Source organism: Streptacidiphilus sp. MAP12-20 (assembly GCF_041262525.1).
Classification (GTDB): Bacteria; Actinomycetota; Actinomycetes; order Streptomycetales; family Streptomycetaceae; genus Streptacidiphilus.
In genome coordinates this window covers 16845-40931 of the sequence record NZ_JBGCCK010000040.1, presented here as the reverse complement: position 1 = coordinate 40931, position 24087 = coordinate 16845, and the positions used below count along the sequence as shown (strand labels likewise).

General features: G+C 70.3%; 16 protein-coding genes and 1 pseudogene. 10 read left to right on the top strand and 7 right to left on the bottom strand.

Going from position 1 to position 24087, the window contains the following annotated elements:
• From ABIA32_RS32740 to ABIA32_RS32725, 4 genes and pseudogenes are all read left to right on the top strand, one after another.
• Positions 1-297: pseudogene (locus ABIA32_RS32740) on the top strand (sugar ABC transporter substrate-binding protein); the annotation flags it as partial.
• 111 nt (positions 298-408) lie between these two features.
• Complete coding sequence (locus ABIA32_RS32735) at positions 409-1425, top strand: carbohydrate ABC transporter permease (protein WP_370103389.1); 1017 nt, start codon at positions 409-411, stop codon at positions 1423-1425.
• Positions 1426-1439: 14 nt separating this feature from the next.
• Positions 1440-2396 (top strand): carbohydrate ABC transporter permease, encoded by a 957-nt coding sequence (locus ABIA32_RS32730; RefSeq protein ID WP_370103387.1) that lies wholly within the window; start codon positions 1440-1442, stop codon positions 2394-2396.
• An 88-nt stretch (positions 2397-2484) separates the two neighbouring features.
• A complete protein-coding gene (locus ABIA32_RS32725; protein ID WP_370103395.1) occupies positions 2485-3987 on the top strand; it encodes a GH1 family beta-glucosidase in 1503 nt (500 codons plus the stop codon).
• 196 nt (positions 3988-4183) lie between these two features.
• Here the strand turns inward: ABIA32_RS32725 and ABIA32_RS32720 are convergent, their stop codons facing one another.
• The gene (locus ABIA32_RS32720) at positions 4184-5764 is read right to left on the bottom strand and encodes a GMC oxidoreductase (RefSeq protein ID WP_370103385.1); all 1581 of its coding nucleotides are present in this window, start codon (positions 5762-5764) and stop codon (positions 4184-4186) included.
• A 282-nt stretch (positions 5765-6046) separates the two neighbouring features.
• Between ABIA32_RS32720 and ABIA32_RS32715 the strand changes: the two genes are divergently transcribed.
• Complete coding sequence (locus ABIA32_RS32715) at positions 6047-7024, top strand: DUF389 domain-containing protein (RefSeq protein ID WP_370103383.1); 978 nt, start codon at positions 6047-6049, stop codon at positions 7022-7024.
• A gap of 24 nt (positions 7025-7048) precedes the next feature.
• On the opposite strand, the gene ABIA32_RS32710 is transcribed toward ABIA32_RS32715, so the two are convergent.
• A complete protein-coding gene (locus tag ABIA32_RS32710; RefSeq protein ID WP_370103381.1) occupies positions 7049-7603 on the bottom strand; it encodes a potassium channel family protein in 555 nt (184 codons plus the stop codon).
• 388 nt (positions 7604-7991) lie between these two features.
• Here ABIA32_RS32710 and ABIA32_RS32705 point away from each other — a divergent pair, with 388 nt between their 5' ends.
• Positions 7992-9743, top strand: a complete 1752-nt coding sequence (locus tag ABIA32_RS32705) for a cation:proton antiporter (RefSeq protein ID WP_370103379.1) — start codon at positions 7992-7994, stop codon at positions 9741-9743.
• Between the two features lie 132 nt (positions 9744-9875).
• Here ABIA32_RS32705 and ABIA32_RS32700 read toward each other — a convergent pair whose 3' ends face one another.
• Entirely contained in the window at positions 9876-10787 is a 912-nt protein-coding gene (locus tag ABIA32_RS32700; RefSeq protein WP_370103393.1) for a cyclase family protein, read from the bottom strand.
• Positions 10788-11117: 330 nt separating this feature from the next.
• Between ABIA32_RS32700 and ABIA32_RS32695 the strand changes: the two genes are divergently transcribed.
• Both ABIA32_RS32695 and ABIA32_RS32690 read left to right on the top strand, forming a co-directional pair.
• Complete coding sequence (locus ABIA32_RS32695) at positions 11118-16061, top strand: HAD-IC family P-type ATPase (protein ID WP_370103377.1); 4944 nt, start codon at positions 11118-11120, stop codon at positions 16059-16061.
• Positions 16062-16279: 218 nt separating this feature from the next.
• Complete coding sequence (locus ABIA32_RS32690) at positions 16280-17494, top strand: hypothetical protein (RefSeq protein WP_370103375.1); 1215 nt, start codon at positions 16280-16282, stop codon at positions 17492-17494.
• Here ABIA32_RS32690 and ABIA32_RS32685 read toward each other — a convergent pair.
• The 3 genes from ABIA32_RS32685 to ABIA32_RS32675 form a co-directional block, all read right to left on the bottom strand.
• Positions 17475-19781 (bottom strand): SpoIIE family protein phosphatase, encoded by a 2307-nt coding sequence (locus tag ABIA32_RS32685; RefSeq protein WP_370103373.1) that lies wholly within the window; start codon positions 19779-19781, stop codon positions 17475-17477. The two genes, ABIA32_RS32690 and ABIA32_RS32685, sit on opposite strands and share 20 nt — an antisense overlap.
• A 114-nt stretch (positions 19782-19895) precedes the next feature.
• The gene (locus tag ABIA32_RS32680) at positions 19896-20060 is read right to left on the bottom strand and encodes a TetR/AcrR family transcriptional regulator C-terminal ligand-binding domain-containing protein (protein WP_370103391.1); all 165 of its coding nucleotides are present in this window, start codon (positions 20058-20060) and stop codon (positions 19896-19898) included.
• 357 nt (positions 20061-20417) lie between these two features.
• Positions 20418-20573 (bottom strand): hypothetical protein, encoded by a 156-nt coding sequence (locus ABIA32_RS32675; protein WP_370103371.1) that lies wholly within the window; start codon positions 20571-20573, stop codon positions 20418-20420.
• A gap of 64 nt (positions 20574-20637) precedes the next feature.
• Here ABIA32_RS32675 and ABIA32_RS32670 point away from each other — a divergent pair, with 64 nt between their 5' ends.
• Both ABIA32_RS32670 and ABIA32_RS32665 read left to right on the top strand, forming a co-directional pair.
• Positions 20638-21282, top strand: coding sequence for a GAP family protein (locus ABIA32_RS32670; RefSeq protein ID WP_370103369.1), 645 nt, complete (start codon positions 20638-20640; stop codon positions 21280-21282).
• A 164-nt stretch (positions 21283-21446) separates the two neighbouring features.
• The gene (locus ABIA32_RS32665) at positions 21447-21911 is read left to right on the top strand and encodes an SPW repeat protein (RefSeq protein ID WP_370103367.1); all 465 of its coding nucleotides are present in this window, start codon (positions 21447-21449) and stop codon (positions 21909-21911) included.
• 184 nt (positions 21912-22095) lie between these two features.
• Here ABIA32_RS32665 and ABIA32_RS32660 read toward each other — a convergent pair whose 3' ends face one another.
• Complete coding sequence (locus ABIA32_RS32660; protein WP_370103365.1) at positions 22096-23922, bottom strand: glycoside hydrolase family 15 protein; 1827 nt, start codon at positions 23920-23922, stop codon at positions 22096-22098.
• Positions 23923-24087 lie beyond the last annotated feature (165 nt).

Genomic DNA, 24087 nt, shown 5'->3' with positions numbered 1-24087 from the left:
GCACCGGCCCAACAGGCCAAGGTCTTCCAGTCGGTGGGCAACATCCCCTCCAACACGGGCGCGTACAGCCTGCCCGGGGTGACCGACTTCAAGAATCCCTTCATCGGCCCGAACGCGCCGACCGGTCAGATCTTCTCGGCGGCGGCCAAGAACATCCAGCCCGCCGAACTCGGCCCGCACTCGGGTGACCTGCAGAGCGACTTCGGCAACGGAATTCTGCTCGTCGAGCAGAACCACAAGAGCGCGACGGACGCCTGGAACGCCACCGTCCAGCAGATCGACAGCAGCATCCAGTAGCCGTTCGCTCCCGGGCGGGTCGTGCCGACCCGCCCGGGCGCCGGTTCCGTCGGTGGCCTGCGCCGAGGGAAGACGAACAGCCGACGAAACCCGAGGAAGGGAGCCCTAGTCGTGGCCACTTCGACACACTTGCGCGGCGGCAGCGGTCGCAGTAGATCCGCACCCCCAGATGGCCCGGCTACGGACCGAGACCGGGAGGCGCGAGGTCAGGCCTGGCGCAGTCGCATGTACCGGTGGGACACCAAGGCATCCCCTTACGTGTACGTGGCGCCGTTCTTCCTGGTCTTCGCCGCCTTCGGGCTGTTTCCGCTGCTCTACACCGGCTGGCTCTCGCTGCACCAGGTGAGCCTCTACAACGTCAACCAGTCCCAGTGGGTGGGCCTCGGGAACTACCTCGACCTGTTCACCGGTGCACCGAGCCACTTCTTCTGGAACGCGCTGGGCAACACCGTCACCCTGGGTGTGCTCTCCACGGTGCCGCAGTTGCTCATAGCCATGGGCCTGGCCCACCTGCTCAGTTACAAGATGCGCGGCAGCGCCTTCTTCCGGACCGCTCTACTCGCCCCCTACGCCACCTCGGTGGCGGCGGCCACCCTCGTCTTCGCGCTGATCTTCAGCCCCGAGGGCGGGATGGCCAACTGGCTCCTCAGCCTGGTCGGCGCCGGTCCGGTGCACTGGGAGGCCGGACGCTGGACCTCGCAGATCGCCATCGCGGTCATCGTCACCTGGCGCTGGACCGGCTACAACGCCCTGATCTACCTCGCGGCGATGCAGGCGGTTCCCGGTGAACTCTACGAGGCGGCCGCACTTGACGGCGCGTCACGCTGGAAGCAGTTCCTGCACGTCACCGTCCCGGCACTGCGGCCGACGATCCTCTTCACGGTCGTCGTCTCCACCATCGGCGCGACCCAGCTTTTCGGTGAGCCCTACCTCTTCGGCGGTCAGAGCGGGCACCAGGGCGGCGCCGCCAACCAGTACGAAACGCTCGGCGTGCTCATGTACGACCAGGGGTTCCGCAACAGCATGCTCGGCCGGGCCTCCGCGATCGCCTGGATCATGTTCGCGCTGCTGCTGCTCGTCGGAGCGGCCAACGCCCTTATCGCCCGCCGCCTGCGCCGCTCACAGTGACGGGGAGACAATTCATGACCACCACCCAACCCAGCCACGGCCAGCTCGCCGCGGTCACGCCCTCGCCGACTGGGCCGTCACTGGCAGACGCGCACCGTGCCGGGCGTCGTCGACTGATACCGCGCGCGTCCCGCGCGGGCCGGCAGCACCACGCCGGACCGGTAACCTACGTCGTTCTCGCGCTCGTCGCGCTGGTCTCGCTCTTCCCGCTGTACTGGACCCTGGTCGCCGCTTCCACGGACGCCCACCGCGTGGTGTCCACGCCGCCGCCACTGGTGCCAGGCGGCAACCTGTTCAAGAACCTCGCCTACGTGTGGAACAACGCCGGCGGTCGCGGCATGGGCGTCGCCCTGCTCAACTCGACCCTGGTCGCCGGGTCCGTGACCCTGGGCACAGTCGCCTTCTCGGTGCTCGCGGGGTTCGCCTTCGCCAAGCTCCGCTTCCGTGGCCGGGGCGTGCTGATGGGCCTCGTCGTCGCCACCCTCGCGGTGCCGGCCCAGCTGAGCGTTGTCCCGCTCTTCATCCTGATGCGCAACCTCGGTCTTGGAAACCATCTCGGCGCGCTGATCCTGCCGACCCTGGTCACCGCCTTCGGCGTCTTCTTCATGCGTCAGTACCTGCTCCAGGCGCTGCCGACCGAGTTGCTGGAAGCGGCCAGGATGGACGGCGCGAGTTCGCTGCGCACGGTCTGGCACGTGGTCGTCCCGATCGCCCGGCCGGCCATGGCGGTGCTGGGCATGCTCACCTTCGTGCAGTCCTGGAACGACTTCCTGTGGCCGATCATCGCCATGAACGGCTCCACCAACCCCACCGTCCAGGTCGCCCTGGCCGGACTTGGCACCGGCTGGTCCACCGACTGGTCCGTCATCATGGCCGGCGCGCTGATCGGCACCCTGCCCCTGCTTCTCGTCTTCGTCCTGTTCGGCAAGCACATCGTCGGCGGCATCACCCAAGGCGCCATCAAGGGCTGAGCCCAGCTGGCAAAAGGCTGGCCCGCTGTGCCGCCGACTCCCCCTCATTCCTCCAGGAGACCCTCTCGTGAACCCTCCCACCTCCACCGTGCAGCGGCCCTCCCAGCCTCGTACCGAAGTCGAGCGCGAGCGACTCGTGTTCCCGCCCGGCTTCCTGTGGGGCGCGGCGACAGCCGCGTACCAGATCGAGGGCGCCGCCGCCGAGGCCGGCCGGACACCCTCGATCTGGGACACGTACAGCCACACTCCCGGCAAGGTCGCGGGCGGGGACACCGGCGATGTCGCCGTCGACCACTACCACCGCTACCGCGACGACGTCGCGATCATGCGCGAACTGGGGCTCAAGGCCTACCGGTTCTCCGTCTCCTGGTCCCGGGTCCAGCCGACCGGCCGGGGCCCGGCCGTGCAGAGCGGACTGGACTTCTACCGGCGCCTGGTCGACGAGCTGGAGCAGGCCGGGATCGAGCCCGTGGTCACCCTCTACCACTGGGACCTGCCGCAGGAATTGGAGGACGCGGGCGGTTGGCCGCATCGTGACACCGCCGAGCGCTTCGGGGAGTACGCCTCCCTCGTGGCGGAGGCACTCGGAGACCGAGTGTCGGTGTGGACCACGCTCAACGAGCCGTGGTGCTCGGCCTTCCTGGGATACGGATCGGGCGTCCATGCCCCGGGGCGCACCGACCCGGGTGACGCGCTCCGCGCCGCACACCACCTGAACCTCGGCCACGGCCGTGCCCTGGCCGCCCTGCGCGCCCAGCTCCCCGCCGCAGCCCGTACCGCGATCAGCCTGAACCTGCACCAGGTCCGTGCCCTCACCACGAGTGAGCCCGATCTCGACGCGGCCCGCCGCATCGACGCCGTCGGCAACCGGATCTTCACCGGGCCCATCCTGCGCGGCGGCTACCCGCAGGACCTGCGCGCGGACACCGCGCACCTGGTCGACTGGGACACGCTGGTCCGCCCCGGCGACGAGGAGGCCATCAGCGCCCCGATCGACCTGCTCGGCATCAACTACTACTCACCGACCCTGGTCTCCGCCCCCACAGAGGGCAGCGGGCTCACACCGCGCGAGGCCGCCCGCAACGACGCCCACGGCGCCAGCGACCACTCGCCGTGGCCCGGCTCCGAGACCGTTGTGTTCCACCAGTCTCCTGGTGAACTCACCGCGATGAACTGGTCGGTCGACCCGGGCAGCCTCTACGACCTGCTCACCGACGTCGCCCGCACCCGCCCGGGGCTGCCCCTGGTGATCACCGAGAATGGCGCGGCCTACCACGACGAACTCACTGCCGACGGCCAGGTCCACGACCCGCAGCGAATCGCCTACGTCCGGGCACACCTCGCCGCGGTGCACCGCGCGATCGCCGACGGGGTCGACGTGCGCGGGTACTTCCTGTGGTCGCTGCTGGACAACTTCGAATGGGCATACGGCTACTCCAAGCGGTTCGGGGCGGTCTACGTCGACTACCCGACCCAGCGCCGCATTCCGAAGGACAGCGCGCACTGGTACGCCAGGACCATCCGCGACAACGCCATCTCCCCGGTCCCCGGGCCCTCCGAAGAGGACGCCGGCACGCGCGCTCAGTCCTGATCGGATCTTGCGGGGCGCGCCGCAACCGTGCGCGCCCCCGCGAGACCCGCGACCGCTGCGCAGACAGCGCGCGGATGCCCCGCCGCCGGAGCATCTTGCACTGCGGACGAACGCTCCGGTCCTGGGCGCGGCGGCCGCCGCGGGCCGGGGACACCGACCGCGGGGGCGGAGCACGGAGGCGAGACAGGCACCGGCATCAGCCCAGGCGCTCGGCGATGTGGTCGCCGACCCGCAGGGCGTTGGCGATGGCCGTCAGTGACGGGTTCACCGCGCCGATGCTCGGAAAGAAACTCGTGTCCACGACGTAGAGGTTGTCGAGGTCGTGGGCCTTGCAGTTGACGTCCAGGGCTGAACTCTCCGGGTCGGTGCCGAATCGGATGGTGCCCGCTTGGTGCGCGGTGGCCCCGATCGGCATCCCCTTGTGCAGGTAGAGGTTGTGCGGCATCAGGTGGTGCGGATGCATGCCCAGATGCCCCAGCATCCCCTGCAGCTTGCGCTGCAGGTGCTTGAGGCCCTCGATGTTGTTCTTCTCGTCCAGGGCCAGGTGGATGTTCCCCTCACCGTCCAGGGTGACCCGGTTGTCCGGCTGCGGAAGGTCCTCGCCGCACAGCCAGAAGTCCACCGCGTGGTGGGCCAGGACCTCGAACGGCATGTCCGGTGAGGCCTTGCCGGCCCAGCGCGGCGCCTCGCCGCGGATCTGGTCGGCGTCGGACTTGCCCAGCATCTGGATGCCGCCGAGCGGGTAGTCCCAGTCGTCCGCACCGAGATACCAGTCGTTCAGTGCCAGGGTCTTCTGGAACTGCGTGTCGTTCGGCTCGTTCGACACCGCCATGAGGGCGAGGTTGTTGTGCCGCATGTAGTGGCGGCCCACCACGTCGGAGCTGTTGGCCAGGCCGCGTGGATGCCGGTCGTTCGCCGAGCGCAGCAGCAGCGCGGCGGAGTTCACCGCTCCGCACGCGACCACCACGATGTCGGCGCTGAAGCCGGCCGTTGACCCGTCGGCGAGTTCGGCGACGACCTTGGTGACCACGCGTCCGGTCGCGTCGGTCTCCAGGCGCCGCACGTTGGCGCCGGTGACCATCCGGACATTGTCGTGCTCCAGGGCCGGCTCGACGCAGATGACCTGCGCGTCGGCCTTGCCGCGCACCAGGCAGGGGAAGCCGTCCACCCGGTTGCAGCGGATGCAGACGCTCTCGTGGGTGGCCCCGCCGTGCTCGTCCTGGGTGAGGTTGACCCCGATGGGCAGGTGGAACGGGTGCAGCCCCTGCTTTTCCAGGTCGTCGCTCAGCTGCTGGATCCGCGGCTCGTGCTCCACCGGCGGATAGGCGTACTGCGCGCTGACCGGCCCCTCGCCGGGGTCCTCGCCGTGGCGGCCGTGTACCAGGTAGAGGTGCTCGGCCTGGGTGTAGTAGGGCTCGAGATCCTGGTGGTCGATGGGCCAGGCGGGGGAGATGCCGCCATGGTGCCGCAGTTCGCCGAAGTCCTGGGGACGCAGCCGGAACAGGGCGGCACCGTAGAACTTGGTGTTGCCGCCGACGTAGTAGTTGACCTCGGGCTGGAATTCGTTCCCGTGTCGGTCGTACCAGGACTCGGGGGCCAGGTACTTGCCCTTGACGAAGACGGCCGTGGACTCCCAGTTGTCCCGTTCCCGTGGCAGGTAGCCGCCGCGTTCCAGGATCAGGATCCGCTTGCCGGAGCCGGCGAGCCGGTGGGCGAGGGTGCCTCCGCCCGCGCCGGTTCCGATGACGATGACATCGTAGTGCTGATCGTCAGCCACGTTGGACTCCGTCCTCAGATCCTCGGCCCTGCCCGGGTGTGATTGCCACCTTCGGTGGGCAACACAGGGGGCGAATCGGCCGATCAGTGTCACTTCGCAAGTTAACGGGCACGAATCCGGACGGCGACCTGGGCGCGGTGGTACGGCAGGACATTCACCCGCTCGCGGTGTTTCCGCCTGACCTGCAGGCGGACCTTCGATTGCCGATTCCCGCAGCTGCGGTGTTACTGGAGATGACCGCAGGGCGCGGAGGGCAGGTAAGCCAGAACCCGGAGGCTCAGCATGGACATGATCCATGTCCGCGTGGTCAGCCCCCCGGATCTCACGGAGCGGGTGATCGAGATCCTCGACAGCGATCCCCATGTCCTGAACCTTGTCGTCCAGCCGGGTGCTGCGCGAAATCCGGACGGCGACCCGATCGTGTGCGACGTGCTGACGGGAGGGGCGAACGAGGTCCTGCGCCGTCTGCGTGACCTTCGCTTGGAGCGGCGCGGCTCGATCGTCATCGAGCCGGTGGACATGGCCTTCTCCGCTCGAGCCGACGAGGCCCGAGCCCGCTGGTCCGGCGCGGTCGGGAACGCGCCGGTCTGGGAACAGGTCGAGGCCCGCATCCGCGCGGAAGGGAATTACACGCCGAGCTTCTACCTCTACCTGGTCGTCGCGGGCCTGCTCGGAGCCGTGGGGATCGTCACCAACTCCCAGATCCTCATCGTCGCCGCGATGGTCGTCGGGCCTGAGTACGGGGCCATCGTGAGCATCGCGCTCGGCATCGACCAGCGCTCGCGGCCGAGGATCCGGCAGGGGCTGCTCGCGCTGCTCATCGGCTTCCTGCTGGCCATCCTCACCACGTTCCTGTTCAGCCTGATGATCCGTGGCTTCGGGTTTCAGTCGAAGGCGTTCACCGCCGGCCTGCGACCCGTCTCCAGCCTGATCGACACACCGAATTTCTTCTCGTTCGCCGTCGCGGCGCTGGCCGGAATCGTGGGCATCGTCTCGCTGACGGAAGCCAGGACGAGCGCACTGCTCGGAGTCTTCATCTCCGTCACCACCATCCCGGCGGCCGCGGACATCGGCGTCTCCACCGCATTCGGGAGCTGGAGCGAGGCCCGTGGATCGTTGATCCAACTGCTCGTCAACATCGTCGTGCTGATCGCGGTCGGCACACTCGCACTCAAGGCCCAGCGGGCCATCTGGCGGCGGGTCGGCCGCCGCGACTCACGCGGAAGCCAAGCGGACCTGCGCGGCCACGGAGCGGCATGACGGGCGGTCACACACCCGACCAGATCAGTGCTCTTTCGTGTCAGCTGTCGTCTTTCGTCGCAGGCCGACCTGGACGGCGCCGAGGAGGATCCGCACGGCCACGCCGATGAGCAGCAGGTTGCCGAGCATCTGGATCGTTGTCACGATCCGGGCGGGCTCGGACCGCGGAACGATGTCCCCGAACCCGACCGAACTGAAGACGGTGACGGTGAAGTACAGCGCGTCGAGCCGCGTCAGATGCTGGGAGAAGGCGACCGGCTGGGCTCGTTCCATCAGGAAGTACGAGGCCGAGAAGATCACCAAGAACAGTGGCACGCTCAGGGCGAACGCCTCGATCGCCCGGATCCGGGGGAAGCGCGACCGCGCGATGGCGCGCGCCTGGAGGGCGATCAGAACAACCACTGCCAGCAGGCCGACCGCCAGCAGGGCCTCGGTCGTGGCGGTGGCGCGCTCCCCGATCGGTAGCACGAAGTACAGGACCACCAGGCAGGTCGAGGTCAGAGTGGGACGAAGCACCGCGCGGATCACAAGCCTGCGGCGCTCCGCCTTGGTCATGCCTTCGGAATCCGGGTCGTTCACACGCGGCGATCGTGAGGTACGGGTGAGAACACAGGCAGCAGGCTAGACCGCCCGGTGATCCGTATCGTGCACCTGGGCGGCTCTCCGCGTGTCCGCTCGGTGATGTCGCAGACGCTGTGGGTGGCATCTTCGGGCCGCTCGCGGCGCCGGTGGGATCGTCACTCCCGCCGACCGGGTGAAGCAGGAGGCTTCACGCGCGCCGCGTTGAGCGGTCGCGCCGCTGGGTGCCCTAGCGTCTGTGGCCGAGCGTGATGGCGAATCGCCGCGCCTGACGCGTCACCCCGGTGGCGCACGTCGGACGCGTTGTGAGTCGCGGTCACAGGGGACGGGGCGCGGCCGCATCACGGTGGTGTCGCACGTTCGATGCGTCACTCGATGGGAGAAGTCCGTGACCGCCAACCAGATTCTGCTGGGTGTCGGCCTGACCGTGGTCCTCGCCGTCGGCTGCCAGGTCGTGGCCAGTCGATTCCGCTTCCCCGCTCTGGTGATCCTGCTGCCGGTCGGCTTCACCGCCGGTGCGCTCACCAGCGACGTCAATCCGCAGAATCTCGTCGGTCCCGCCTTCTCGCCCCTGGTGTCCCTGTCGGTGGCGGTGATCCTCTACGACGCCGGCCTCGGACTCGATCTGCAGCGGCTGAAGGGCCACACGCGCCGGGTCGTTGTGCGGCTGATCTGGCTCGGTGTGCTCATCACCTGGGCCTTCGGCTTGATCTTCTCGGAGTTGCTCTTCGGCCTGTCCCATCGCGCCGCTGTGATGCTCGGGGCCATTCTGGTGGTTTCCGGTCCCACGGTCGTCGGTCCGCTGCTGCGCTTCGTGCGCCCTGTTGACCGGCTCCAGCACATCCTCGCGTGGGAGGGCTCTCTCATCGACCCGGTCGGCGGGATTCTCGGTGCCCTGGTGTTCCACGCCGTCAGCGCGAGCACCAAGGGGTCCGTCGCCAGCCAGATCGGTCATTTCCTCGGCAGCGCAGGCGTCGGATTGGCCGGGGGTGCGGTCGGCGCGGCGGCGTTGTGGCTGCTGCTGAGGGGGCTTCGACTACCGGAGACCCTCGGCACGTCCGTCCAGCTCGCGGCGGTCGTCGGCGTGGCGGCGCTGTGCGACGTGATCCGGGACGACACCGGACTCATCGCGGGTGTGGTGATGGGTCTGGCTGTCGCGAACCTGCCGGGCCTGGACATCCCGGCCCGTAATCCGTTCTTCGAGACCCTGGTGCAGCAGATCCTGGGGGTGCTGTTCATCTCCATCTCGGCCACCATCACGCCTGCTTCGCTACGGCACCTCGGCCTTCCGGCGCTCGGCTTCGTCGCCGTCATGGTCCTCGTCGCGCGTCCCCTGGTCGCGGCGGTCACGACCGTTCGTACGGATCTGACCAGAGGCGAGCGCGGCTTCATCGGGTGGATGGCCCCCCGAGGCATCGTGGCCGCTGCGAGCGCCTCGACCTTCTCTGCCGCACTCGTCAGCAAGGGCGTGCCCGGGGCGGACAAGATCCTGCCGATCACCTTCTTGGTGATCGTGGGCACCGTGACCCTGTACGCCTTCACAGCGGCTCCCGTCGCCGCCCGCCTCAACGTGCAGCGGTCCAGTCGTTCCCGGCCCCTGCTGGTCGGGGGCAGCGCCTGGGTGATCGACCTGGGACGCGCTCTGAAGTCAGTGGGCCTTGAGGTGGTGATGTGGGCCGGCCTGGACCAGGAGCGGGAGCGCATCCGCGATGCCGGGCTCGAACTCGCTCCCGGCGAGCTGCTGGCTGCGGCGACCGGCGAAGGCGCCGAACTTGAGGGGATCACCGCCGTTTTCCTGCTCACGGAGGAAGACGACTTCAACGCCTTGGCGTCGACGATTCTCCGGACCAATGTCGACGGCCCGGTGTACCGACTGCGGCCGCCGCTCGACAGCGAGGGCGTCGTGGCCCCCTTCACCGGTGGGCAGGTCCTCTTCGCACCCTCACTGACCAGGGTGGCTCTCGACCGCAGGTGCGAGGGGGGCGGCGGGATTGTCACGCAACCGGCGGAGCGCGCGGTGCCTGAGGGATTCGATGTGTTGTTCCGCATCCGCGCGGACGGAGCGCTCGCTCCGATGACGGAGGCGGTGCCGAAACCGGAAGAGGGCGACGTCGACGTGCTGGTCGGGCCCGCGGGCTGAGCGCGCCCCGCCGGGCCGGGTCGGGAGAGGAGATCGACCTGATCGTCGACGTCTCCGAGCTCGAGCCCAGGGGGATGCCAACCCGTCTGCAGCCTGGGCGGACCGCCTCGCTTTCATCACGGCCGCCGCCGGTCAGAGAAGCGCAATCGGGTTGACCGGCGAACCGGTCGCCTGCGGCAGTCTGAGCGGCGCGATCACGCACAGGAAGGACCAGCGGTCCTCCGCCTCGCACATCGGTACCAGATCCTCGAACTGCAGGTAGTCCAGCAGGTGGAGTCCCAGGCCGTGGACGGCCAGCACGTGGATCGGGAAGTCCACGCCCTCGGTCGTGCTGGGGGCCGCGTCGTTGTTGCCGTCGCTGCCGAGCACCGACACACGCCGCTCGGCCAGGAACTCCACCGCGCCCGGCTCCAGTCCCGCACGGGCCGTCGCCGAGGTCCACGGACCCAGTTCGGTTCGACGACGCCGATGACCCACACGCACGAAGAGCAGATCGCCCTCACCGACGCGTACGTGCTGGGCGGCCTCGGCCGCGGCCAGCTCGTCGGCGCTCACCTGGTCACCTGGTTCGAGCCAGGGCACTCCGCGCAGCCGGGGGATGTCGAGCAGCACGCCGCGACCGACGATGCCGTCGGCGGCGAGTGCGATGGACAGCGCGGTCGCTCCGTCGGCCTTGACGCTGCTCGCCGATGCGCCGTCGTGCAGGGTGCCCTCGTAGATCACGTGGCACAGGGCGTCGATATGGCTGTCGGCGTCGCCGTGGACGTTCATGTCGAAGTGGTCTCTGGCGAACTGCAGTCCGCTGTCGCCGATGGTGCCCTCGACCGCCCCGGTCATCAGGTGTCCGGCCGGCTGGGGGTTGTCCGGCCCGGTATTGGTCTCCACAGGCGCGGCGAGGCTGACATGGCGTCCGCTGCGAACTTCGCGGGCCGCGGCGGCGACGTGCGCCGGAGTGATCAGATCGATGGCGCCGCAGGTGGGTCCTCCGGGAGTCGGCGGGCGCCGGACCCGCTCGTACAGGGCGCGGAACTCCGCGGCACTCAGCGACGGCTGGGCCTCCTGTCCGCCCGACGAGGAGGACGACCGTCGGTGTGCCTTGGCCGGATTCGGCTCCATACCGCCATGAGAACGTCCGCAGTCGGAGAACGCACCCCGGGACGGGTGAGGCGAGCTCGCCGGGTCCGAACCGCACCCTGACCGGCACGGGTCGCCCGTGGAAGCCGGGCATCACCCGTTCGGCCCTGTCTCGGGCCTGTCTCGGGCCTGTCTCGGCGCGCCGACGCGCCGGATGGCGGCGGCTGCACGGTGCGGCGCCGGTCTGGTGCGTAGGTTGGTCGAAAGACGCCGCTGGTTCCAGCGCGGAAGGACGGCTGTGTGGTGAGCGTTCCGGGCGCGTCCCTGGTGGGAGCGGTGTTGTCCGTGCCTGTTCGGGTGACCGGGGTGGCGGCCGCATTGGCTGCCAAAGGCGCGCTGGACGGTGTGGACGTCACGGCCCGGATGGTCTCCAGGGTCGGTGGGGCGACGGTCCGTGCGCTGCGCGCCGAAGCGCCCGCGACGTCCGCCGCTGATGGGGATCCATCCCCGGCGGACCGGTTCGTGGACCGTGCGGAGCGTTCCGGCGACGGCCTGACCGCCCATCGGGAGTCTCGAAGGGGCGCGCAGGTCACCGAATCGCTGGCGGCCCTGGCTCGCGGCCGTCGCGACCGCCGGGTCTGGGCTCGCGCCGGTCGCGCGCACATCCAGGCCCACGGTCTCCACGGCGGCGGAGAGCAGCACCACCGCTACGCCCGCCGGCTCACCGAGGAACTGCGCCGCGTCGAGGGCGTGAACTGGGCCGAGGTGAACGCGGTCACCGGGCACGTTCTGGTCGACTTCGCCGAGGGCTCGGTCGACGTCGACTCCTTGGTGGAGCTGGTGGAGTCGGTGGAGGAGGCCCACGACGCCCGCCGCGCGGAGGAGGGCATGCACGCCGCGCCGCCGGACGACGACATGGCCGTCTCCGCCGCGGGCGTCGCCCTGGCCGCCGACTGCGTGGGGATGGCGGCTGCGGCGGTGGGCCGGATTTCCGACCTTCCCTTGGTGCCGCGGCCGGTGCACGCCGTGGTGGCACTGGCGGACTCGATGCCGCGGGTGCGGGAGGCGCTGGAGCAGCGCCTCGGTGAGCTCCGCGCCGACGCGCTGCTCGCACTCATGAGCGCTGTTGTCCAGGGCATGGCACAGGGTGCGGCACCGCTGGCTGCTGACGCCGCCCACCGTACCTTCCAACTGTTCGAGGTCCGTGCCCGGCGGGAGTCCTGGAATCGGCGGGAGCAGCACCTGGTCGTGCCCGACGGAGCGGGGCAGCCGCCGGTGCGCCCCGAGCGCCCCGAGCGTCCATGTCCCTTGCCGGCCGGACCGGTGGAGACGGCGGGCAACCGCACCGAGCTCGGACACCTGCTCGGTGGTGCCGGTGTGCTGCTGGGTACCCGGGACCCGTCGGCGGCGGCCGACGTCGTCCTCGCCACCGTGCCGAAGGCGGCCCGTCACGGGCGCGAGGCATTCGCCGCCATCCTCGGCCACGACCTGGCCCGCCGCGGGGTCGTGGTACTCGAGCCCGGCGCCTTGCGGCGCCTGGACCGGGTCAGTGCGGTCGTCCTCGACTCCTTGGTGTTGTGCAACGGTGAACAGCGTATTCTCGGGGCCCGTTCCACCAGCGACGCCCTGGACGACGCGGATGTCTGGAAACTGGCCGGTGCCGTGCTGGAGAATCGCGGTCCAGCCGACCTGTCCGGTTCCGGACCCTGGAGCGCGCACACCTCCGCCCGCTCCGAGGATGAAGAGGCCGGCCGCGGCACTGCTGTCGACGACGGCGCGGCCGACGGGAGCTCTGCCTCCAGCTGGTTGCTGCGACGGGTGGCGGACGCAGTCGACAGCAGCGGACCCGCTGATCCCCTCGGCCTGACTCTCGACCTGACCGATCGTCATGGAACGGTCCACGGCCGAGTTCAGGTGGGTGTCTCGCTCGACCCACTGGCCGAAGCCGTCCTGACGGCCGCGCATGACGCCGCCGCGCACGTCGTGCTGACCCGGCATGCGAGCACCGCCGAGTTGCACGCATGGGGTGACGAGTCGTCCGTCGCCACCGAGGAGCTGACCGAGCACGTCCAGGCCCTGCAGCGTGAAGGCCACGGTGTGCTCGTCATCGCGCACGATCGCGACCAGGCGCTGGACGCCGCCGACGTCGGAGTCAGCGTGCTGCGCGGCACCGGTGTCGCCGACTGGCGTGCCGACCTGGTGTGCGGGCCTGGGCTGGCTGAGGTGTGGCGCGTCCTGAGCGCGGTTCCGGCCGCCCACCGCGCCAGCCACAGGGCCGCGCAGATGTCCCTCAGTGGCTCCGCTCTGGGCGCACTGCTGCTGGCCGGCCGTCCGCGACGCCGCCGGGGTCCGCTGCGCGCCCTGGCGAGCTGGCAGGATCTGCCGCCCGCCCATGCCGCCTCACTGATGGCCATGACCGCCAACGCGCTCACAGCCCGTCGACTGGACCACCGGCCCGCGCCACGGCCGGTGGTCCGCAACGCCTGGCACGCCCTCGCGGCGGACGAGGTGTACCGAAGGCTCCACGCCGAGCGGGCCGGGGACGAGCTCGCAGCGAACACCGAGGCCATGGGCCTGGCGCAGCGGATCCAGCTGTGGGAGGAGCGGTTCGCGGACAGCCCGCTGATCAGGCGCGCGGTCGTCGAGCCTGCCGGCGCGACGATCCGAGTGGCGACGGCAGCCGTGCACGAGCTCGACGACCCCCTGACGCCGGTTCTCGCGCTGGGGGCCGCGGCATCCGCGATCGTCGGCTCCAGTATCGACGCGTTCCTGGTCGTCGGCGTGATGGCGGGCAACGCGGTCATCGGCGGGATCCAGCGGATGCGCGCCGAGCGAGCCCTGGGAGAACTGCTGCTCGGTCAGGAACTCAGCGCCCACCTCGTACCCAGCGACCTGTTGGCAGGTACCCGCCTTCCCGCGGCCCCCCGGGCGGACCCGGCGGCCGCCGACGACGGTTCCGGGACGGCCGTTCCGACCGCCCTGGCCCGACTTCGCCAGGCGCCGACCGAGGAGATCGCCGGGGGCGAGCTGCGAGCCGGAGACCTGATCGCCCTGACTGCCAACGACGTCGTCCCGGCCGACGCCCGGCTGCTCCTCACCGAGGCCCTCGAAGTGGACGAGGCGTCCCTGACAGGGGAGTCCGTGCCGGTGGAGAAGTCCCCACAGCCGACGCCCAACGCCGACATCCCGGACCGCCGTTGCATGGTCTACGAGGGCACCACGGTGCTGGCCGGCAGCGGTCTCGCCGTGGTCGTGGCCACTGCGGAGGCCACCGAGGCGGGACAGGCGTCCACCGTCGCCACGCACCTCGAGGCATCGCCGGGAATGCAGGCCCGCCTCGCGGAGCTCACGCGCATCGCCCTGCCCGCCACCGCTGTGGGAGGGGCCGCCGTCACCGCCCTGGGCATGCTCGGCGGGTTGCCCTTGCGCCGTGCGCTGGAGTCAGGGGTCGCGGTCGCCGTCGCGGCGGTGCCCGAGGGACTTCCCCTGGTCGCCACCGTCTCACAGTTGGCCGCCGCGCGCCGGCTGTCCAAGCTCGGCGTGCTGGTGCGCTCCACCCGGGCTCTGGAGGCACTGGGCCGGGTCGACACGCTCTGCTTCGACAAGACCGGAACGCTCACCGAGGGCCGGCTGCATCTGGTGCGGTTGGTGGACCACGCGGGGAAGCCCCTGCTCAAGGGACGCAAGGACGGCCTGGCGGTCATCCAGACGGCGGCGCGCGCCTGCCCGCCCTCGGAGTCCGACGACCAGCACCTGTCGCACGCCACGGACCGGGCGGTCCTGGAGGCCGCAGGAAGCAGGGGCACGGGTGCCGGCTGGACCATGGAGGAGGAGCTGCCGTTCGAGACCAGCCGCGGGTACTCCGCGTCGCTGGGACGTGACCGTCGCGGGACGCTGTTGGCGGTCAAGGGTGCGCCCGAGGTGATCCTGGCTCGGTGCGTCCGGGTCCGCGTGCTCGACGGTACCGAGGAACGCCGACGTGCCGGTCGCGAGGGTCGCGAGGATCAGCCGTTCACGACGGCGAGGCGGCGGGCCGCTCGGAGCGCCGTGCGCACACTGGCCAAGCAGGGGCTGAGGGTACTGGCAGTCGCGGAGCGGGGCGTACCCGACGTGGCATCGATCCAGGAGAACATCGCCGAGGAGGTTCGCGACCTGACGCTACTCGGGTTCGTCGCCATCGCCGACACCCCTCGGCCTGCTGCGGAGGTGTCCGTCCGCAGGCTGGGCGTGGCCGGGATCAGGGTCACCATGATCACGGGAGACCATCCCGCCACGGCCGCCGCGGTGGCCGCCGAGCTGGGCATCCCGGATGCCGGCCAGGTCCTGACCGGTACACAGATGGACGCCATGACCACCACCGAACGTATCGCCGCGGTGCAGCAGGCCGCGGTCTTCGCCCGTGTCTCCCCGACCCAGAAGACACGCATCATCAAGGATCTGCAACGGGCGGGCCATGTCGTTGCCATGACCGGAGACGGAGCCAACGACGCCGCGGCGATCCGCCGTGCGGACGTCGGCATCGCGGTGGCCGGGCACGGTTCCCACTCGGCTCGAAACGCTGCAGACCTGGTCCTGACCGCACCCGACACGTCACTGTTGCTGGACGCCCTCCGCGAGGGGAGGGCCCTTTGGGAGAGCGTGCGCGACGCCGCCGCGATCCTGGTCGGAGGCAACGCCGGCGAGGTCGCCTTCACCGTGCTGGGCGCGGCCCTGGGTGGCCAGGCCCCCCTGACGACGCGCCAACTCCTGCTGGTCAACATGCTCACCGACATGCTGCCCTCGCTGGCCGTGGCGCTCACTCCGGCGGAACGCGGCGGACGCGAAGGAGCAGCCCCGGTGACCGGAGAACCGGCCCAGGGCTTCGCCGGTGCGGAGATGGTGCGCGCGCTCGCCGTCCGAGGTGCGGCCACGGCCTTGGCCGCGCTGCTGGCGTGGCAGCTGGGCCGGCTCACCCGGCTGGTCCCCGGGGGAAAGCGCCGCGCCTCCACGATGGGTCTGGCCGCACTCGTCGGCGCTCAGCTGGGCCAGACCCTGCTGACCCGCTGGCACAGTCCCCTGGTGCTGGCCACGTGCGCCGTCTCGGCAGGCGCGTTGTTCGCGGTGGTGGAAACGCCGGGCGTCAGCCAGTTCTTCGGCTGTACTCCGCTCGGCCCCGGTGCCTGGCTGATCGTGGTCGGGTCGGCCGGCGCCGCCACGATCGGCGCGGGCCTCGCTCCTCGGCTGCTGAACTCCGCGCCCGGGTAGGACCGTGCGTGCGGCCACCTCGGCGGACGTGTGAGCGGGCGGGGTGACCACGGTGGGTGGTCACCTGTTCGCCCTGTCCGGGTCGCGCTTCCTCACGTGGAGGGCTTCGCTGGCTGGAGCATCGGCCTCGATTCGACGGCCCAGGGAGGCCCAGCGTGGCGACAAGCGATTCACCGTCCGTCAGGGATGCGTCCCCGTCACCGCCACAGCACCACCGGATGCGCTCAAGTGCTTCGCTGGTGCTGCTGGTGGTGGCATGGGTACTGGCCCCGCTCTGCGTAGTGGCGACGTGGGCGAACTCCCAGATCTCCGACACCTCGCGCTACGTGGCCACCATGGCCCCGCTGGCGAGCAACACCGCCGTGCAGGGCGCGGCGACCAACCGGATCACCGATCTCGTCGTACAACGACTCGACGTGCCTTCGCTCGTCGCCCAGGCCAGCCAGGCCATTTCCGGAACAAGGATCCCTCCCAAAGCCGCATCGGCCCTGCAAGGTCTCCTGGCCGGGCCGGTCACCAACGGCGTCACCAGCCTGGTGCACACGGTGACCCAGAGGGTAGTCACCAGCAGCGCGTTCGTGACGATCTGGACCGACGCCAACCGTGCCGCCCACACCGCGGTGGACAACGTCCTGTCCGGCAAGAAGACAGCCGCCGTGCAGCTCCACGGCAACGACGTGGTCCTCGAGCTGGGGCCGGCCCTGGACCAGGTGAAGCAGCGGCTGGTGGCCAGCGGCCTTGGTGTGGCGTCGCACATCCCGACCGTGAACAGCTCGTTCACGCTGTTCACCTCCAGCCAGGTCTCCAAGCTCCAAACCGGCTACCGGCTGCTGAACGCGATCGGGAACTGGCTGCCCGTCATCACGGTGCTGATCGCGGCCGGCGGGGTGATGCTCGCCGCCCGCAGGCGACGTGCCCTCGTCGCGGCGGCGTTCGGAGTGGCGGTCGGCATGCTGATCCTGGGAGTGGGCCTCGCGATCGGACGGCACATCTTTCTCGACCATCTGCCCGCCGACTCCTCCGAGGCGGCCGCGTCGGCGATCTTCGATCAGATCGCGTTCTTCCTGCGCCACACGATCAGGGCGGTGGGGGTTCTGGGACTGGTCGTGGCGCTCGGTGCCTACGCTTCCGGCCGCGGCCGCTACGCAGTGCTGGTCCGTGGCAAGTGCCGTCAGGGAATCGCGTGGCTCCGTGCGCGCTCCGGCTTCGGCTTCGGCCCGGTGGGGCCGTGGGTGCACCGCTTCAAGCGATGGCTGTTCCTGGCCGTGCTGGCGGTGGCCGCGGTGATCCTTGGCCTGTGGAGCTACCCCACCGGCTGGGTCGTCTTCTGGCTGGCCGTGGCCGTCCTGGGAGCGGTCGCCGCCGTCGAGTTTCTGGACGCGTCCGATACAACCGACGAACCGGCAGCCGTCTCTACGGCACCCAGCGGCTGATCCACGCCTCGCGTGGCCTTCCACCACTGAGGCCGAATCGGCCTGCGCGTCGGGCCGCGCAGGCTGGACCCGCTGATTCTCCGCAGGTGCAGCCTGCGCCGGCTCGTCGTTGCCCTCCCCGAGATCGAGCCGACCGGTCCCAGGGAGTCGACCGGCTCCTGGCTGGTCTACGACGCGGTCGCCATCGGCGGCTAGTCCGGTTGGACTCCGCCGATGGGGTAGGACGCCAAAGCCCGGTGCCCATCCCATCGGCGGGTTCAAGGACCGTGTGTGCCCTGTTCGGCCCAGATGGTCTTGAAGTTGCGCTCGTACCGGGTGCCCCAGCGGCGGCTGCAGTGCATGACCAGGAAGAGTCCGCGGCCCCCTCGTCGTTCGCGTGTGCGCGGCGCAGGTGGGGCGCGGTCTTGCCGGCGTCCGACACTTCGCAGGTAAGGCTCTGGTCGTGGATCAGGCGCACGGTGACCGGGCCGGTCCCGTAGCGGATGGCGTTGGTGACCAGCTCACTGATGATCAGCTCCGTGGTGTCCTGGAGGTGTTCCAGGTGCCACGCCTCCAGTTGGCGGCGTGCGAGATGGCGCGCGGTCGACACCACCGTGGGTTCGGGCGGGAGCGTCCAGAGGGCCAGGTGCTCGGGGCCGAGCACATGCGTGCGGGCCAGCAGGAGGGTGCGATCCTCGGCGGGAACAGGTGCCAGGAGCGCACTGGCCGCCTCGCACAGTTGCTCCAGGGAGGGGCCCGGGTAGGTCAGCACGCTCAGCAGTCGCTGCCGGTTGGTGCTCGCCCGGCTGCTGGTCGCGGGGGAGAGGCCGGTGGTGTGGAGCGCGAGGAGTGTGTCGGGCGGTAGTTCCGTCGTAGAGCTTTCGAAGGGACCTCCCTCACCCAGGAAGGGGCCGACGGGGACCGCGAACGGAATCGGTTGGCCGTCCGGCCCGAGGACGACCGGGCCCGGGTGGCCTGCGCTGGCGGCGGTGCAGCGGCCCGTCGTCGGGTCGTAGAGCAGGTAGAGGCACGACGCGGGCGACCCTCGCGGTCTCCCTTCGCCCGGACTGTCCCCGTCGCTCTCGGCCAGCCGATCGGTGGCCTCGTCCAAACGGGTGAGCAGTTCCTCCGGCGCGAGATCCTGGGCGGCGAGGGTCTGCACCGCGGTGCGCAGCTGCCCCATGGCCGCCGCCGTCTCGATGCCGCGGCCCGCGACGGTGCCCATGACCAGCGCCACCCGGGCCCCGGACAGGGGGATGACGTCGAACCAGTCGGCCGCCTCGGCGCCGTGGTGGTGGACGTGCGCGCAGTCGACGGCGGAGAGCCGGGGCGGAACGCGGGGCAGCAGGTGGCGCTGCAGACTCGTTGCCACGTCGCGTTCGCGCATGTAGGCGAGCGCCTTGTCCAGGCTGAGCGCGGTACGCCCCACAAGCGCCGTCGCCAGGTCCAGGTCCGCCGCCGCGAAGGCGTCCGGGCGGTCGGATCGGACGAACGTGGCCAGCCCGAGCAGATGCCCCTGGACCAGCAAGGGCGCGACAAGGGCGGAGCGCGCCCGGAGCGGCAGATTGTGCTCCTTCGACGGGCTCTCCAGGAGCACCGGTCCCAAGGAGACCATCGCCTCCGCGTAGGCCGACGGATACGGCTGGGGCAAGACCGAGGAGTCGGCGGCGGCGTCCTGCTGGTCAGGATGCGCGGGCGCGCCCTGGTCGACCACCCGGTACAGCACGGCCTCGTCGGCGCGCGGACCTGCCGCCGGTCTGTCCCCTCGGACGACCTCTGCGACGAGGTCGACCAGCACGGCGTCGGCGAATCGGGGGACGGCGACCTCTGCGAGCTCCCGGGCGGTTGTGACGACGTCGAGGCTGGAGCCGATGAGGCGGTTCGCCTCGTTGTGCAGGCCGAGCCGCTCCAGAGCAGCCTCGCGTTCGGTGACGTCCTGGACCACCGCGGCGAGTCCCAGCACCCGCCCGGCGGGATCGCTGAGCCGGAACGCGGTCACCGACACGGCCATGCGCCGCTCGGGATCGTCCACCCGGAAGCCGTGGAACAGCCGGTCCCGCAGGGTTTCGCCGCTGGCCAGCACCCGCGCGGCCGCCTCGGGGACCTCCGGGCCGAACGCGACGGCGGCGAATTCCGCGACCGTGTGCCCGAGGACGGCGTCTTCGGGCAGTCCGCGGACACCCTCTCCGGCTCGGTTGAAACGGACCACTCGAAGGTCCGGGTCGAACACGAAGAGACCCACGGGCGCCTGGGCGAACAACGCCTCCAGGAAGGCGTCGCCGACCCCGCTACGGTCTTCGCCAGGCACTGCCACCTCCAGAGCGACCGCCATCTCCACGATCGCACGCGGCTCTCCGGCCGCAACTCCTCCACCTCGCGGCTGCGCGAGACGCGAAACCACCGCTCGACGGTGCGCCCTGAGTCAGGCCGGGTTGGCGACCGCCCGAACGACGAGTTCGACCAGGTCGTCCACGAAGCGAGCGTCGGGCAGCTCGCGTTCCGCCAGCAGGCGATAGATCAGCGGCGCCGCGACGAGCGTGGCCGCGGACCGGATGTCGATGTCCGGCCTCACGTCGCCGCGGGCGATCGGATCTTCGGCAGCCGAACCTGGATCGCCACCACCGCCGCGTACTTCACCAGCTACTGGTGCATCGCGGGCTGACCCCGGCGCTCTCGTAGACCTGCTGCGCGGCGAGCCCGGACATGTCGTAGCCGACCACCTTGGTCATGTCGCCCTCGGCGAAGGTAGAGGTCGTGTCCGTTCGACGACGAGATGCTGCGACTGTGGGCGGAGCGCTTCCTCAAGGGTTAGCCAGTGCCGTGGGCGGATGGTCGTCGTCCCCAAGGCCCACGTTCGGGTGAGTCCCGAAGAAGTCCACGGACCCCACTGTGCGAGTGTGGTGGAAGGGACCAGGCTGCCGTGGTACTTGAAGGCGGTAACCGTTCAGACCAGGGCCAGCTCCAGGTTGCCGGTACCCGGGTCGCTCGCCCGACCGTAGCGGAAGGCACCCTCGTGGTCGAAGAACGCGCCGCTCGGCGGCACAGACGGCACCGCGTCCGCCGCGGGCCGGACCCCCTCGTGCCGAGCGAGGGATGCCAAGTCTGCACCGACCCGACGCCCGCGACGCCCCCGGCGGTCGTGAGGCTCTCGGCGGCAGGTCGCCATGGTTCTTGACCTTACCCTGCTCGGCCTGGCCGTTACTTTCGAGCCGGTGCCGATCATCGCGTTCGTTCTCCTGCTGTCCGCGGAGCGGGGAGCGCGCAAGGGGCTGGCCTTCATCCTGGCCTGGCTCGCGTCGCTCGTCCTCGTCCTCGCGCTGGTGGTCCTGGCGACCGGCGGCACCCCACCCGCGCGCAGCTCCACCCCGTCCAACGCGGTCCTCGGATTCAAACTGGCCCTCGGCGTCGGGCTGGTGGCCTACGGCGAGCACAAGCGCCGCGGGCTGGCCCGCCCCCGCAAGCCACCTACGTGGACCGCTCGGCTGGACCACGTCTCCGTCTGGACCGCATCCGGCGTGGCCGTCCTGGTGCAGCCGTGGGGGCTCATCGCGGCCGGCTGCGCGACGGTGGTCGACGCCGACGCGTCCCGTATCGCCACATACCTGGCCCTGGCGGGGTTCTGCCTGCTGTCCACCATGAGCCTCCTGGCGATGCAGGTCTACGCCGTCTTCTCACCAGAGGCAGCCCGGTACCGGTTGGCGAGGCTTGTCGGGTGGATCGAGAGCCACGAGGATCAGGCCATCGTCGCGATCTCTCTGCTCGCCGGCCTGTGGCTAGTCAGCCGAAGCATCTCCCAACTTGTCGGCTGACCGGCGGCCCTCCGGGTGACGAACGTCCTCGCCCGCGGCGCCTCGCTCGCCGGGCGTGGTGATCGATGGGGAGCGATAATGCAAGGGATCGCTCCGTGGCAGGTCAGCGACGCTGCTGCGTGCAGCCCGACGCTCAGGAAGCCGGAGGGATTGTCATGGCGCTTGTGACATCACCGTCATCGTCCGTCAGTGTCGGCGTCGGTCCGCCCAGGTCCATCACCCCACCCCGGCCGCTGTGGTGGGCGGACCAGCGGCAGGCCGTGGGCTATCTGTTGCTGGGGATCGGGGTCTGGTTGTTCGTCACGCTCTGGGTGCTCGACTACCCGCAGACCCCGCAGTCCCAGGACGCTCACCTGAACGAGATCATGGTCGGGATCGTGGTGTTCCTCAACGGAATGGCCCGCCTGGTCCGTAACCCCTCCAGGGTGAGCGACGGCGTCGTCGCGCTGGCGGGCGCGTGGCTCCTGGTCGCCCCGTTCGTCGTGGGCTACACCACCAACGCCGAGGCCGGCGACGCGGCGGTCGCCGACGTGGCGACCGGAGGCGCGTTGATCCTGCTCGCCCTCTACAGCGCCTTCGCGCTGAGGATCTCCCAGCGGCTCTTCCAGCGCCAGTCCCGCCGGGCCTGATCCGGGATCGAGAGACCAAGGTCTCTCGGTTGAGCTCAAAGGCGACAGGCCGGACCGACGCCCGCCACGTAGCCGGTCGTGTGCACGGACGGCTACGCGGCGGGCGAGCTGCGGCACAAGTGATCCGCCCGGCCGGTGCTCGGACGGGCGGATCACCGGGGCTGGGGACGGCGGCCCAGGATCGTCAGTCGCGCATGCCGTCCAGGGCCTCGTCCAGGGTGGTGGCGGCGGTGATGAGTGACAGGTGGGTGAACGCCTGGGGGAAGTTGCCCAGTTGCTCGCCGCTGGGGCCGACCTCCTCGGCGAACAGGCCGACGTGGTTGGCGTAGGTCTGCATCTTCTCGAATGTGTAGCGGGCTTGGCGCAGGCGGCCGGCGCGGGCGAGTGCGTCCACGTAGAGGAAGGTGCAGAGGCTGAAGGTCCCCTCGGAGCCGCGCAGGCCGTCGGGGGAGGCGGCCGGGTCGTAGCGGTAGACGAGGCTGTCCGAGACCAGCGTGCGGTCCATCGCGTCCAGGGTGGACAGCCAGGTCGGGTCGCGGGGGGCCACGAAGCCCACCCGGGGCATCAGCAGCAGCGAGGCGTCCAGGACGGGGGTCCCCTCGTAGTGCTGGACGAAGGCCTTGTCCGTGTCGTTCCAGCCGCGGGTCATGACCTGCTCCAGGATGGCGTCCCGGGCTTTGGTCCAGCGTTCGGTGTCGGCGGGTCGGCGCCACTCGGAGGCCATGCGCAGTCCGCGGTCGAAGGCGGCCCAGCACATCACCCGACTGTAGGTGAAGTCCTTGCGTCCGCCGCGGGTCTCCCAGATGCCCTCGTCGGGCCGGTCCCAGGAGTCGGACAGCCAATCCAGGGCGTCCGCGAGGGCCTTCCAGCCGTGGTAATCCGCCTGCATGCTGATCGCCCGGCCCTCGGAGAGGCCGTAGAGTGCCTCGCCATAGATGTCGAGCTGGAGCTGGTCCGCGGCCGCGTTGCCGACCCGCACCGGGTAGGAGCCGCGGTATCCCTCGAAGTGTTCGAGGATTTCCTCCGTCAGGATGGGCTCCCCGTCGACCCGGTACATGATCTGCAGGGCTTCCTTGCTGCCCTTCTCCCGCTCGGCCAGCAGCCGGTTGCGAAGCCAGTGGGTGAACGCGGTCGCCTCCTCGGTGAACCCGAGGTCGAGCAGCGCCCGGATGGACAGTGAGCCGTCCCGGACCCAGGTGTAGCGGTAGTCCCAGTTGCGTTCACCGCCTACCTGTTCGGGCAGACCCATCGTCGCCGCGGCGACCGGCGCGCCGGTGGGCGCGTAGGTGAGCAGCTTGAGGGTGATGGCGGACCGGTTGACCATGTCGGGCCAGCGGCCGCGGTAGCGGGACCCGCGTACCCAGCGCTGCCAGAAGTCGACGACCTTCCAGAGCTCTTCCGTCGTCCTGTCGAGGTTCGCGGGCGGGGGCGGGGGACCGACGGGGCTGCAGACGGTGAAGACGACGACCGCGGTCTCGCCCTCGTGGAGGGTCACGGTGCCTACGGCGTCGTTGGCATCACGTTCCAACGGGAAGGTGGCCTGCAGGTGGGCGGTGATCTCAGGAGCCCGGAAGACCACTCCGTCGGACGCAGGGTCCAGGTCGTGGCTGGCGCGGCCGTAGTCGAAGCGCGGACGGCATTCCAGGGTGAACCGTACCGAGCCCCGCACCGAGCGGATGGACCGAATGAGGGTGTGCCGGTCGGTGGCGGTCTCCGCGCCCGCGGGATCCATGCAGTCGAGCACCTCGCCGACGCCGTCCGGCGACATGAAGCGGGTGACCAGGACGGCTGTGTCCGGGTAGTACAGCTGTTTGCCGCCGGAGCCTTCCTCCGTGTCTGGCGCGAGTCGGAAGTAGCCGCCTTTGTCGTGGTCGAGCAGGGAGGCGAAGATACTCGGGGAGTCGAACCGCGGAGCGGCGAACCAGTCGACGACACCCTGGGCGGAGACCAGGGCTGCGGTCTGCAGGTCGCCCACGAGGCCGTGGTCGGCGATCGGAGGGTAGCGTTCCATGAGCTGTCCAATCTCCGGAGATCTCAGGAAAAACCCCCACCGCCTTCCACTATCCGGCTCGCCCAGGGTCTCTGCCTCCCGTAGCCGTACGCGACCACCTGCGACGTCACTGCCCGGGGCATGCCGTGATGCCGAATCGGAGCCCGGCAGCGATGATCGGTCGGT

Bases quoted from the DNA above. Each gene is read 5' to 3' on its own strand.
- ABIA32_RS32730 (WP_370103387.1), top strand. From the start codon at position 1,440: ATGACCACCACCCAACCCAGCCACGGCCAGCTCGCCGCGGTCACGCCC.
- ABIA32_RS32715 (WP_370103383.1), top strand. From the start codon at position 6,047: ATGGACATGATCCATGTCCGCGTGGTCAGCCCCCCGGATCTCACGGAG.
- ABIA32_RS32690 (WP_370103375.1), top strand. From the start codon at position 16,280: ATGCGCTCAAGTGCTTCGCTGGTGCTGCTGGTGGTGGCATGGGTACTG.
- ABIA32_RS32670 (WP_370103369.1), top strand. From the start codon at position 20,638: ATGGTTCTTGACCTTACCCTGCTCGGCCTGGCCGTTACTTTCGAGCCG.
- ABIA32_RS32660 (WP_370103365.1), bottom strand. From the start codon at position 23,922: ATGGAACGCTACCCTCCGATCGCCGACCACGGCCTCGTGGGCGACCTG.